Annotated in this window: 8 protein-coding genes and 2 pseudogenes; 4 read left to right on the forward strand and 6 right to left on the reverse strand. The window is 68.5% G+C overall.

Features of this window, described 5'->3' with window-relative positions; genetic code table 11:
* Positions 1 to 863 precede the first annotated feature (863 nt).
* On the forward strand, positions 864 to 1,610 hold the full coding sequence (locus NRF20_RS01645) for a hypothetical protein (protein WP_398634201.1): 747 nt from the start codon (positions 864 to 866) through the stop codon (positions 1,608 to 1,610).
* 123 nt (positions 1,611 to 1,733) lie between these two features.
* Here NRF20_RS01645 and NRF20_RS01650 read toward each other — a convergent pair.
* From NRF20_RS01650 to NRF20_RS01675, 6 genes and pseudogenes are all read right to left on the reverse strand, one after another.
* Positions 1,734 to 1,823, reverse strand: a pseudogene (locus NRF20_RS01650) (transcriptional regulator); the annotation flags it as partial.
* Positions 1,824 to 2,296: 473 nt separating this feature from the next.
* A complete protein-coding gene (locus tag NRF20_RS01655) occupies positions 2,297 to 3,130 on the reverse strand; it encodes a carbohydrate ABC transporter permease (protein ID WP_398634200.1) in 834 nt (277 codons plus the stop codon).
* Positions 3,120 to 4,100, reverse strand: coding sequence for a carbohydrate ABC transporter permease (locus NRF20_RS01660; RefSeq protein ID WP_398634199.1), 981 nt, complete (start codon positions 4,098 to 4,100; stop codon positions 3,120 to 3,122). The genes NRF20_RS01655 and NRF20_RS01660 overlap by 11 nt, the downstream gene beginning before the upstream one ends.
* Entirely contained in the window at positions 4,097 to 5,359 is a 1,263-nt protein-coding gene (locus NRF20_RS01665) for an extracellular solute-binding protein (protein ID WP_398634198.1), read from the reverse strand. The genes NRF20_RS01660 and NRF20_RS01665 overlap by 4 nt, the downstream gene beginning before the upstream one ends.
* An 86-nt stretch (positions 5,360 to 5,445) precedes the next feature.
* Positions 5,446 to 7,032 carry an FAD-dependent oxidoreductase gene (locus tag NRF20_RS01670; protein WP_398634213.1) on the reverse strand — a complete coding sequence of 529 codons (1,587 nt, stop codon included), beginning with the start codon at positions 7,030 to 7,032 and terminating at the stop codon, positions 5,446 to 5,448.
* 5 nt (positions 7,033 to 7,037) lie between these two features.
* Positions 7,038 to 8,087 (reverse strand): LacI family DNA-binding transcriptional regulator, encoded by a 1,050-nt coding sequence (locus NRF20_RS01675; RefSeq protein WP_413751828.1) that lies wholly within the window; start codon positions 8,085 to 8,087, stop codon positions 7,038 to 7,040.
* A gap of 169 nt (positions 8,088 to 8,256) precedes the next feature.
* Here NRF20_RS01675 and NRF20_RS01680 point away from each other — a divergent pair, with 169 nt between their 5' ends.
* The 3 genes and pseudogenes from NRF20_RS01680 (at position 8,257) to NRF20_RS01690 (ending at position 12,625) form a co-directional block, all read left to right on the forward strand.
* Positions 8,257 to 10,665, forward strand: coding sequence for a hypothetical protein (locus tag NRF20_RS01680; protein ID WP_398634196.1), 2,409 nt, complete (start codon positions 8,257 to 8,259; stop codon positions 10,663 to 10,665).
* Positions 10,662 to 10,853: pseudogene (locus NRF20_RS01685) on the forward strand (carbohydrate ABC transporter permease); the annotation flags it as partial. The gene NRF20_RS01680 and the pseudogene NRF20_RS01685, both read left to right, overlap by 4 nt.
* A 125-nt stretch (positions 10,854 to 10,978) precedes the next feature.
* Positions 10,979 to 12,625 (forward strand): glycoside hydrolase family 13 protein, encoded by a 1,647-nt coding sequence (locus tag NRF20_RS01690; protein WP_398634195.1) that lies wholly within the window; start codon positions 10,979 to 10,981, stop codon positions 12,623 to 12,625.
* The last annotated feature ends 17 nt before the right edge of the window (positions 12,626 to 12,642 follow it).

Consider the following 12,642-nt stretch of genomic DNA (forward strand, 5'->3'; position numbering starts at 1 on the left):
CTCCCCGGGCCCAGGCGACTCGCCCCTGGCGGGCCACGTCGCTGGCGGTTCCTGCGTCGTCGCGGGAAGGTTCGCCCAAGTGCCGTTGCCCGGCAACGTGCATTGTGTCACCGGAGTCGGTCGGGGCCGGAACCCGGACAGTATGAGAGCCCGAGTCGGGGACGGGGTGCATACTCGCCCAACGATCCAGTGCAGGAAGAGTTGTGGACCGGCGTGCCGGCAGAAGGCCTACCGCTGTCGTGTCGCGGCGCGGGAGGCAACAGGACTGGAGCAAGACCCGGTCGGGGAGTTGATGGAGGCCATGGCCCCCTTCGTCGACCGGGGCGCCCCCGGGATCTCCCAGCCTCTCTACAAGGCCCTCTACCGGCTACGCACCGCCTTCCGCGACGGTCCCGAAGGACAGGAGCGGGCCCTGGTCCGCCTCGCTTCCTTGAACCCCGACCGGGTCAAGATCCCAGATACCGACGAAGGACGCCGCCTCCGGGGCGCCCTCCGCAGAAGGCCTACCGTCGCCGCACCGCAGACCGGACCACAGCCTCCCCGAGGCCCGACCGCCGGGCCTCGGGGAGTGCAGCGATCAGTCCAGCATCAGCACGAGTAGCCGTAACGGCATCCTGGCGTGCGGTCGGCTTCCCGGGGCACCCGGTCACCGAGGCTGCGAATCACCCTGCTCTGCACCATCCTTCCCGGAGCTCCCGCCATGCCGGACAGGCCGCGCACCCTGCCCAAGATGCGGTCCCAGACCGCTCGCTTCCTGTCCGAGCCGGGGTCAGCTCCAGGATCAGGGCGAATTGACGGGTTCCGACACACCCCGCTATCCCTGTCGTTGACCATGCGGCGATGCAGCCGCGGAAGGGGGAAGCATGAAGGCAATCTGGTGGGTGGTCGTACTGGGTTCCCTGGGCGTGTGGTGGACGGCCTGGCGGCTCATCCGGTATCCGGGTGGGTGGGCGTACGCGTTCCACGAGGAGCACCAGGAGCACCGGCAGGCTCTGGCCGATGCCCGCAGCGCGGTGCGAGAGCTTCGCGGCACAGCCCGTCGCGAGACATGGCAGGCACGGACCGAGGTGAAGCGGGCCGAGTGGGCCTACCGGCGCCGGATCCGGCAGGTGGAGTCCGAGCTGCAGCAACTGCGCACACCGCATCGCGGAGCACTCGTCAAGCAGCTCGGCGAGATCGCCCTGCACGAGAACTCGGTCCTCATCGGCGACGAAGAAATGCAACTGGTAGGAATGCAAGTCCGGTTCGATCTCGCCCAGTCCACGCACGTCTCGTACGTGTACCTGACGCAGCCGGACGGACGCCAGCACATGGAACGCTACGAGGGCCAGGAGTTCCCCGAGGATGCCGTACGCCGGTTCAGCGTGCAGATCCAGAACGCGGCCGCTGCGGCGCAGCGCCTGAGTGAGAGGCGTGCCGGAGACATCCGTACGCTCGAAGCCGAGTTGCGTGAGGCTCAGGAGGCGACAGAGCCGGTGGATGTGGCACAGGAGCGGCTGGAGAAGACACGCGCGCGCCACAGTGCCGATCTCAAGCTCCCGCGAGCGCGAGAGGCTCTCGACGATGCCCGGCAGGAATGGCAGGACCTGACCGGACGCCGCCCCCTCTGACGGGACACTTCGTCAAAGGCCCGGGCGGGGCGCCTCTGCTGTCGACGAAGAAGGTCCGCGTATGGCGGCGATAGAACGTCTGGGATCCGCCGCGCGGAAAGCCAAAGGCGCGCAGGAAGTTGTTCAGACGGCGAAGCCGATGTTGGTGACGTACTCGTACTGCCCCCACTGCGACCCCAGGTCGACGATGACGTCCTCCCAAGCGTCGTCCAGGCCGGTGCGAGGGCGAGTGCGGGCGCGGCGCCACACCAGCCGGTGCCCCAACCCAGGGCACACGGAAGCGTTGTGGCGCGCCGTCCGGAGGGGACCGAACGACCCGTAGCCCTGAGCGCGCCGCCCCCACTCGCTGCTGAGCCGCAGACTCGGTTCCACCGTCTGGTGGAGCCGTCGTAGAATTCGATGAGTTCTATGGGAGATGGTCTCCGCCACGGCTGACCATCCGGCTCGGCGCAGCCGCAGCAGCTCGGTATCCAGCTCCTCCGTACTCGCTTGTAACCAGCTCGCGCATCCCATCCCTGTCGTGAGGAGCAGGGAGCAGACCGCGATGAGACCTTGCCGCCCTCTCCCGTCGCGGTCGCCAGTGATCAGCACGATCGCTACGATCCGCGTGCCCAGCCAGAATCAGACGGCCGTGGGGCGGTGCCAGAGCGGCGACAGGCGGCTGCCGACGGTCGCCAACCTGGCGTTCATTTGAGGCCGGAGTGGGACAGGCCTTCGACGAAGTGGCGCTGGGCCAGGACGAAGACGATCAGCATCGGCACGACGGTCATGGTGGCAGCGGCGAGTTGAGTGTTCCACATCTGGCCGCCGTAGGCGTCGGTGAAGCGGGTCAGGGCCTGCGGCAACGTGAACAGCTCTGGTGACGTGAGGTACACCGTGGGTTCCAGGTAGAGGTTCCAGGAGGCGAGGAACGTCAGGATCGCCACCGCCGACAGGGCCGGTTTGGCCAGCGGCAGGCAGATCCGCCACCAGATCGCGGGCCGGCCGAGGCCGTCGAGGCGGGCAGCCTCCTCCAGCTCGACCGGGAGAGCGATGAAGAACTGCCGCATGATGAACGTGGCCAGCACACACGGTGCGGCCAGTGCGGTCACCAGGATCAGCGGCCAGTGCGTGTTGATCAGGCCGGCCGATTTGAACAGCTGGAACAGCGGCACGATCGTCACTTCGCTCGGCACCAGCATCCCGGTCAGCACTATCAGGAACAGCGCATTCGCCCCGGGAAACCGGATCCGGGCGAAGGCGTACCCGGCCAGACTGGACACCGACAGGGTGATCAGTGTGACCAGTGCGGCGATGTAGACACTGTTCAGATACTGCCGGGCAAAGGGCTGAAAGCTGAATGCCTCGGCGTATGCGGACAGTGTCGGCGAGTCGGCCCACAGCGATGGTGGGGCATCGAAGATTTCCGCCAGTGGTTTGACCGACGCGGCGACCATCCAGATCGTCGGCACCACGAACGGGATCGCCAGCACGCCCAGAGCGATCACCAGCAGTACCGACCGGACCCTGTCAGTCCTCATAGAACACCCACTTACGACGCAGCTGCCATTGCAGCAAGGTGAGCAGCATGACGAAGGACAGCAGCATCAGGGCCAGCGTCGAGCCGTAGCCGATGTTGTTGAACTCGAAGGCCTGCTGGAACACGTAGTACACGAGGACCGTGGTGGACAGCTCCGGCCCGCCACCGGTCAGGACGGCGATCTGGGCGAAGGACTGCAACGCCCCGACCACCGTGACGATGACGGTCAGCAGCACCGTCGGTGAGATCATCGGCAACGTGATCCGGGCGAAGACCGTGCGGCTGTTCGCACCGTCGATCCGGGCGGCCTCGTACAACTCCTGCGGCACGCCCTGCAAGGCGGCCAGGAACAGCACCATGTTGACCCCGACGCTGCGCACCACCTGTGTGAGGATCACCGACACCATCGCGGTGTCGCCCTCCTGCAGCCAGTTCGGCCCGTCGATCCCGACCGTGCCCAGCAGGCCGTTGATGCCGCCGTTGTCCTGCAGCAGGAAGCCCCAGACCAGGGTCCAGGCGACCACGGAGACCACCACCGGGGAGAAGAACAGCATCCGGAACACCGTGACACCGCGGAACTTGCGGTTCAGTAAAACGGCGATCAGGAGCCCGAGCGTGATGTTGACGACCACCACCCCGCCGGAGAAGAGCACCGTTGCCAGCAGCACCTTGGGCAGTTGCGGATCGTCGGCCAGGGCCGCGTAGTTCTCGCCGCCGACGAAGGTCTGCTTGCCGGTGAAGACGTTCCAGTCGTTCAGGCTGTACCAGATCGCCATGCCGACCGGCAGCAGGACGAACACCGCCACCCCGACGAGCTGCGGCAGGATGAACAGGTAGCCGGTCAGCACGTCCCGCCGGCGGGTCGTCCAGAAGGTCGGCCCGGATGCGCGTGCGGCCTTGGCGGCGGCCGGCGCAGCCGCCTGCCCGGCGGCCTGCGGGGTGGCCCGCTCAGCGGCCCGTGTCCTGGTCACTTGGCCAGAATCGGATCGATCGCGGCGCAGACCGAGCGCAGGACGGCCGGAATGTCGGCATTCGGGCGCCACATCGCATCAAGCGCCGTCTTGCCCTTCTGGGCTATCTCCGCCGGGCTGGTGTGGTTGGGTAGCGTGACGGCGTCCGGCAGCCGGTCGACCACCGCATCCTGCAGCTGGGCGGCGTTGAGGACCTTGTTGTTCGCGGCGAGCTTGTCCCCGGTCAGCAACGACTTCCGCGGCGGCGGGAAGTACTGGGCCAGCTTGGCGGCGTTCTCCGGATTGGTCAGGTACGCGAGGAAGTCCGCCGCCTGGTCCGGATGCTTGCTGGAGGCCAGTACGCCCACCCCGGCCTGGCCGAGGACGGAGTACTTGCCCTTGGGGCCCGCGGGCAGCGGGTAGAGCCCGAAGTCGAACGTGCCGGTCAGCAGCGAGGCGCGGGAGACCTGGGCGATGGTGAAGGCGGCATCGCCGGCGAAGAAGTCGGCGGCGGTGCCCGGGCCGGGCATCGCCTGGGTCTTGAACGCCGCGTCGTGCAGGAAGGTGAAGGCCTGCTGCATCTCGGGGCTGGCGAAGGTGCAGGTCTTGCCGTCCGGACTCCACGCTGACGCGCCCCAGCCGGTCCACACTGTGGCCAGCATGTTCCACGCCTTGTAGTCGAAGTCGCGGATGACGAAGCCGGCCTTGCCGGTCTTGGCGTGGACGGCCGCTCCGGCGGCTGCGACTTGATCCCAGGTCAGTGTGGCCGGATTGATCTTCTGTCCGGCTTTGGCGAGCAGGTCGGTGTTCACGTAGAGGGCGTACGGCGAGTTGGAGAACGGGTAGCCGTACAGCGTGCCGTCGCGGCTGAACTCCGCTGTCACGCTGTCGAGCAGGTCGTCGTACTTCCAGCCCGGGGTGGACTTGAGCTCGTCGGTCAGACCGACGAGTGCGTCGGAGGCTATGAGATCCCGCGACAGGTCGCCCATCCAGGCGAGATCCGGGGCGTTGCCTCCGGCGATCTGCGTGGTGAGCGTCGTGTTGTAGTCGGCGAATGGCAGGCTCTCGAAGGTGATCTTCGCAACGTCGGGATGGTCGGCCCGGTAGGCGTCGCCGATGCTGTCGAGTAGCTTCAGCTGAGCTTCGTCCGAGGTCCAGACCGTCATCCGCAGCTCTGCTGCCTTGTCCGGGGTGTCGGCCGCCGGCCCGGCGCAGGCCGCGCTGAGCGCAAGGACCGTCGTCAAGGCGACAGCGCTCAGCGCCTTTCTGGTTCTGATCATGGTGGTTCCCTTCGACGTGCTGGTTGGCCGGTCCGGCTCAGTAGCCGGCGACTTCGGGCAGTGCAGTTCGACGCGATCTGTCCGGCTCAGTAGCCGACGACCTCGGGCCAGTGGAGTTCGACGCCGGCCTCGACCAGGCGACGTTGAAGCTGATCGACGAGTGCGGGTTCGGCGGCGACCTGCTGCGGGCTCAGTCCGCGGTCGAGGCAGAACGCGGTGAGCTCGCCCGCGGACTCACCGACGTTCCATTCGACCGGGTGGAGTCGGTAGGCGCCGTTGGTGATGTGGGTGGTGCCGATGTTCTTGGCGGCGGGGATCAGGTTCTGGGTCCGGACCGGGACCAGGGCGCCCAGCGGGATCTCGAACGGCGCCGACTCGACGTCGATGTAGTTGTCGCCGCCGGTCGAGGGGTGCAGGTCGATCCGGTACATCCCCACCCCGACGGATGCGTCGAACCGGGCCGGCCCGCCGGACCCGCGGGATTTGATCGAGATGTCCTGTTCGCGGACGGTGGTCAGCGCCTTGATCCGGCGGGATTCCCGGATGTACGGAGCCTGCGCGAAGCCGTCGCTGGTTCCCACCAGATCCCCGCGCAGCCGCAGTCCCGGCCACCCGCGGCCACCGTCGGGCCGGGGCGCCTCGGTCTGCAGCCAGTAGACATAGGCCCGGGACTGCGCCTTTGCCGCGGCCAAGTGCTGCAGTCGTTCGGCGGTGTCGATGATCGAGCCGCCGACGTAGTCCAGCTGGGGCCAGTTGGCCAGCACGATGTCGCTGTCGTACAGGCTGTCGGTGAAGGTCTGCCGGGCGGCGATCCGCCGGAACTGCCACAGGTCCTGATCGCCGGCGTCGAACCGCGGATCACCGGAGACGTCCTGCTCCGGATTTACGATCATGGTGCGCTGCTCCGGCACCAGGGTGCGCGGATTGGGCGCGGTGAACGACAGCATCGGCGCGCCCCAGTAGGGCAGCTCGAACGAGCGCCAGTCGTCGTAGTCGTCGGGCCGGGCGATCGTGTGATCCCCGGCGGCATGGTCGAAGACGAAACACCACGCGATCGACTGCACGTTGGCCGGGTCGGCGACATCGGGAGCGCTCGGCTCACCGGTGTCGGACCGCGCCTCGGTACCGACGACGTAATCGGTGCCGGTCAGCGGCAGCAGGTCACCGGTCTCGGTGCCGTCCAGCACGAACTCCGCCGTGATCACGCTCTGCGCCCCGGTCTGCGGATCCGCGACCGTGACCGTGCGGACCACCCCGTCCACGACCTCGGCCCCGACCGGAACCGCGGGCTGCAGGATGGTCAGCCGGCCGCTCGACCGATACGGCGCGAGGAGAGCGTCGATCACTGCGAGCGCCACTCGCGGCTCGTGGCACAGCCGGCTCACCCGGCCGCGCCCTGGGTTGAGTTCACGGTCCCCGCGAGCCGCCGCCGACAGCGGATAGTGGTCCCGGTAGTAGCGACGGATGTTCTCCCGCAGCCTCCGGTAGCGGGCGGTTACGCCGAACTGCTCCACCCAGATGTGCTCATCCGGTGGCACCGCCTGCGACGTCAGCTGGCCACCCAGCCACGGGTACTCCTCGGTCATCACCACCCGGTGTCCGCGCTGCAGCAGCGCGAGAGCGGCTGCTACCGATCCGAGACCGCCGCCTATGACCGCCACCTCTGTGGCGATCTTGTTCACGACAGCCCTGCCGACCGAGCGACAATGGTGTCGCCCGCTTCGACCTCGGCTGCCAGGAGCCGCTGGGTGTCCAGATCGGCCCACTCCTGCGGGTCGGTGGTGACCAGCTGCTGCAGCAGCTCGAGCGCTTCGGCGGCGACCTTTTTGCGTGGCACGCGAAAGCCCGTCAGCACCCGTCCGTCGGTGCGATGACCACGGACCTCACCGAACGCGGCGACCGAGATCTCGCCAGGCACGTCCACCCCGGCACCGACGAGCGAGAGGATGACATCCTCGGTGAGGAAGGCGTCCTCGGCGATGATCAGCGTGGCCTCCGTGGCCCGGGCCAGTCGGGGCAGCTCGGCGACGCGCTCCTCACCCACCAGCATGAACGCCATGCGTCCCGCCGCCGAGGCGGCCTCGACCGCGCCGCGCCGGTCCCGCGCAGTGGCGGTGTCGCGGCCGCGGTGCACATACAAGGCCTGGCGGTGTCCGCTGTTCGCAGCCACGTCGATCACGGCGTCCGCCGGAGTGACATAGTCGACGCCGACGTACGGCACGGCCGCGGCCGTCTCGTCCCTGCGGCCGACCGCGACGAACGGGAACTGCTCGGCGACCAGCCGTTCCAGCTCGGACCCGACCATCTGCTGGCCGAGCAGGATGCAGCCGTCGGTGAGCCGCAGCCGGGTCTTGCGATGGAACAGACTGCGGGTGCCGTTCTCGACCGGCGAGGACGTGAAGAACAGCAGGTCCCAGCCGATCGCCTCGGCCGCACGTTCGATCCCGTTCAGCAGCGGGCCGTAGAAGTCCAGGCTCTCCGGCGACAGGGCTTCCTCGTAGGTGAAGACGCCGATGATCTGGTTGTCCAGACCGGCCAGCCGGCGGGCCGCCGGATCGGCGACGTAGGTGGCCTGCTCAAGCGCCCGCCTGACCCGCGCCCGGGTCTCTTCCGGGATACGCACGTTCGTGCCGTCACGGTCGTTCAGCACCACCGAGACGGTGGTCTGGCTGACCCCCGCGATCTCGGCGATTTCGCGCTGGGTGACCCGGCGCGGCTTCGTTGGCATCGATCCTCCGGTGATAATGCGTAACTTCAACAGACGTCGGCGACATTAAACCGCTGGAAACAAGAGCGCAATACCCCTTGACTATCGGGTTGTTCGGTTGAGACCGTCCGTGTCACGACGTTGAAGATAGGCATTATCACGACAGTTCGCGGCCAGACAGGAGCAGACGATGACGACCCCACCTGCCGAAGGCGCCCACCTCAGCCGTCGCGGTCTTCTCGGCGCGGCGCTCGCGGCTGGCGTCGTACTGATCGCCGAGCCCACCCCCGTGACGGCCCACGCCGCGGACGGCGATGTCACCCTGACCGCCGGCGGGATCAGCCTGCTGGCCGGCATCGGCGGCCGGCTCGCCATACGCGACGCGGCCGGTGTCACCCGCAGCGCCGGGTCGAAGTTCCAGATCAAGGACCAGCTCACCGGCATCCACCTGTCGACCGGCGGCACCCCCGCACTGGCCACCCTGCAGGACGGAACACCGGCGATCCGGATGGACTACGCCTTCGACGCGGCCGCCGGGCAGGCCACCGTCACCGGCTGGTTCAGCGTCACCACCGAGCACGCCCGGCTGGAGTGGCGGATCACCGGCGCGGACACCCTGGTGCCGGACGGCTTCCTGTTCAGCCGGGCGATCCAGACGCCGACCGCGCCCGACGACTACATCGCGATCACCGAATGGGTCCGCGACGCCGGCGGCGGCATCCCCTACGAGGAAACCGTCGGCGTCGCACACACCTCGACCTGGGGCAGCCGGCACGGACTGTTCCTGCTGGACCGCTCACGCCAGGCCTGGACGAACGCGACCTGGGTCCACGCACCCGGAACGGCCGACCCGGCCGGCGGGTGGACCAGCCGGGCCGACTTCTTCTTCTCCGACACCAGGCCGTCGGCCACAGCCACCATCGGCCGCGGCCGCGAACTCGGCCTCGAGCTGACCACCGACCGCGACTTCAACCTCTACCAGGTCCCCGGCGAGCCGATGCAGCTCACCGCCCTGGTCGCCAACGGCGGCACCGCACGCCCGGCCGAACTGCAGCTGTCGGTACGCGACTTCGACGGCGCGCAACTGGCCGCCACCACCGTGACCGGCAGCATCGCCGCGGCGGGCACCTGGCAGCACACCTTCACCGTGCCCGCGCCGGCCGCCGGCATCGCGCTCGCCGAGGTCGTCGTACGGTCCGCAGACGACGAGGCCTTCGCCCGGACCAACCTCGCGACCCTGCCACCGTTCACCTACCAGGCCCGCGCGGACAGCATGTTCGGGATCGCCAACTACCCGTGGCTGCAGCGGCCGAGCGCCGACGCCGTACTCGACCTCTGGCAGCGGGCCGGCATCGCACTGGTCCGCATCGCCTACGACGGCGGCCCGGGCTTGCCGCCCTCAGCGTTCGACGCACGTGGCATCCGCCACAACATCGAACTGCAACCGTCACTCGACGCGACCGACACCGAGGCCGCAGCCTGGGCGGCCGACAAACTGACCGTGGCGCAAGGGGCCGGAGCCGGCTACTTCGAGGTCGGCAACGAACTGAACCGGCCGTTCAACACCGGAGCAGCCGCCCAGACCTACCTGGACAAGGCGCTGCGCCCGGTCTTCGACCGACGGGCTGCGACCGGCGCCGCCGTCAGGCTGATGAACAACGGACTCGCCGGGATGGACAAACCCTGGGTGGAGACCTTCATCGCCGCCGGCGGCTGGGACCTGATCGACGCGTTCGCCTATCACCCCGGCCGCGGCAACTTCACCCCGGACTACGTACCTCCGGGCGACGACTGGAGCACCGGCCCCGAAGGCACGTACTGGAACTTCTACGGCGGACTGAAGCAACTGAAGACGCTGATGGCGCAGCACGGCGAGAAGGAGGTCTGGCTCACCGAAGCCTACGCACCGACCAAGCCGAACAGCTGGTGGCACGACACCTACCGGCACGCCGCCGAGAATGTCCTGCTCAGCATGGCACTGGCGAAAGCCGAAGGCATCACCTGCGTGTGCTGGTACCAGTTCCACGACAGCGTGCTGGGCATGCCGCAGGTCGCCGATCCGGACAACGTCGAATACCACTACGGGCTGATGAACCGCGACCTCAGCCCGAAGCCGTCGCTCCTGGCGTACGCGACCGCGGCCCGCGTACTCGATCAGGCCACCTTCCAGGGCTGGCTGACCTTCCCCGACCCGCAGACCTTCGGCCTGTGGTTCGACACACCCGACGGCCCGGCGGTCGTCCTGTGGAACCGGGCCGACGGCTACTTGTTGAACACCTCCGGCCGGCGCACCGACTGGCACTTCCCCGCCCCCGAGGTCTGGATCGACCCATGGCCGACCAAGACCCTCCTCACGGTCACTGCCGGCAACGCCGTACGCCAGCTGGACGCCATCGGCCGCAACCGGCAGCTGTCATCGGCCCGGGGCCAGGTGACACTCACGCTCGACGGCTCACCACGCATCTTCTACGGCCTGACACCACTGGCCAAGCCCGGCGTCAATACGCTGGCGGGCTGCGGCTGGCGGAGGCCCGGCGAACAACCCGGCGACCGGTTGTTGCAGCCGCCCGGACCATCCGAGAGGCGTTCCGCAAGGTGATCATCCCGCTCGCCGCACCGGGCATCTTCACCACCGCGATCACCACCTTCACCGCGGCCTGGAACGGGTTTCTCATCACTCTGTCGATGACGAACCAGCCCGGCATGCAGAAAGCGTCGGCCGCCATCTCCACGTTCGCCGGCGCCACCCGGTTCGAGACCCCCTCCGGCAGCCAGATGACGGCAGGGGTCCTGGTCACCATCCCCCTGGTGATCACGGTGCTGCTCTTCCAGCGTCGCGTCGTCGCCGGATTGACCGCCGGCGCGGCGAAGCAGCCGCCCAACACCCCCGCGTCCAAGGAGCAATCAGCCGCATGTCCGTTCCCGGTACCCCACCGTGGTGGCGCAGCGCCGTCATCTACCAGGTCTACATCCGCAGTTTCGCCGACCACAACGGCGACGGCGTCGGCGACATCGTCGGCATCCGCTCCCGCCTGCCATATCTCAAATCGCTCGGCGTGGACGCCATCTGGATCAACCCCTGGTACAAGTCGCCGATGGCCGACCACGGTTACGACGTAGCCGACTACCGCGCGATCGATGAACTGTTCGGCACCGTGGCCGAGGCCGAGCAGCTCATCGCGGAGGCACACCGGCACGGGATCCGCGTCATCCCCGACATCGTCCCGAACCACACCTCCGACCAGCACGCCTGGTTCCAGGCAGCCCTGGCCTCGGGCCCCGGCAGCCCGGAGCGGGAGCGATACATCTTCCGGCCCGGCCGCGGCCCCGACAGCACCCAGCCGCCCAACAACTGGGTCTCCGAATTCGGCGGCCCGGCCTGGACCCGGCTGCCCGACGGCGACTGGTACCTGCATCTGTTCGCACCCGAGCAGCCCGACCTCAACTGGAACCACCCCGACGTCCACGCCGAGTTCGAAGCCGTCCTGCGGTTCTGGTTCAGCCGGGGCGTGGACGGCTTCCGCATCGATGTCGCCCACGGCCTCGTCAAAGACCCCGAACTGCCCGATCTGCCACCCCGCCCCGACCCGGACCGCCAGCAGCCCCGGCAGCACACCGACCACCCGCACTGGGACCGCGACGACGTCCACGACATCTTCCGCACCTGGCGCAAGGTCGCCGACGAGTTCGAGGGTGACCGGTGCTTCGTCGCCGAAGCCTGGGCGGACACCCCGGAACGCCTCGCCGCCTACGTCCGCAAGGACGCCCTGCACACCGCCTTCAACTTCGACTTCCTCATGGCCGGCTGGGACGCGAAGGAGCTGCGCACGGTCATCGACGACTCCCTCGCCATGCTCGGCGCCGTCGGCGCACCCGCCACCTGGGTGCTCTCCAACCACGACGTCATGCGCCACCCCAGCCGCTACGGCCGAAACGCCGCCAAACGCTGGGTCGCCGGCGAGCGCTACGAACCCGACGGCCCTCTCGACCTGGACCTGGGCACACGCCGCGCCCGCGCCGCCGCCCTCCTCGCCCTCGCCCTCCCCGGCGGCGCCTACATCTACCAGGGCGAGGAACTCGGCCTCCCCGAAGTCGAAGACCTGCCCAAGGACATCCTGCAGGACCCCATCTGGGAACGCTCCGGACACACCGACACCGGCCGCGACGGCTGCCGGGTGCCCATCCCCTGGTCCGGGCAGCACATGCCGTTCGGCTTCAGCCCCGACAACGCCAACGCCACACCCTGGCTGCCCCAGCCCGCCAACTGGAACGAGCTCACTGTCGAGGCACAGACGGGCGACCAGACCTCCATTCTGGAGCTGTACCGCACCGCCCTGCGCCTGCGCCGCGAACACCCCGCCCTCGGCGACGGCACCATGACCTGGCTGGACGCGCCACCCGGCGTCCTCGCCTTCCGCCGCGACCCCGGCTTCGTCTGCGTGGTCAACCTCTCCGCCACCCCGTACCCACTCCCCGACCACTCCGCCGTCCTCCTCGGCAGCGCCTCTGTCGAGGACAGTGTGCTGGCAACGGATCACGCGGTCTGGCTCGAAGTCTAGGATGTGCACAATCAGCC

Source organism: Streptomyces sp. R-74717 (genome assembly GCF_047305335.1).
GTDB classification, from domain to species: Bacteria; Actinomycetota; Actinomycetes; order Streptomycetales; family Streptomycetaceae; genus Streptomyces; species Streptomyces atratus.

Bases quoted from the DNA above. Each gene is read 5' to 3' on its own strand.
- NRF20_RS01645 (WP_398634201.1), top strand. From the start codon at position 864: ATGAAGGCAATCTGGTGGGTGGTCGTACTGGGTTCCCTGGGCGTGTGG.
- NRF20_RS01655 (WP_398634200.1), bottom strand. From the start codon at position 3,130: ATGAGGACTGACAGGGTCCGGTCGGTACTGCTGGTGATCGCTCTGGGC.
- NRF20_RS01665 (WP_398634198.1), bottom strand. From the start codon at position 5,359: ATGATCAGAACCAGAAAGGCGCTGAGCGCTGTCGCCTTGACGACGGTC.
- NRF20_RS01675 (WP_413751828.1), bottom strand. From the start codon at position 8,087: ATGCCAACGAAGCCGCGCCGGGTCACCCAGCGCGAAATCGCCGAGATC.
- NRF20_RS01680 (WP_398634196.1), top strand. From the start codon at position 8,257: ATGACGACCCCACCTGCCGAAGGCGCCCACCTCAGCCGTCGCGGTCTT.
- NRF20_RS01690 (WP_398634195.1), top strand. From the start codon at position 10,979: ATGTCCGTTCCCGGTACCCCACCGTGGTGGCGCAGCGCCGTCATCTAC.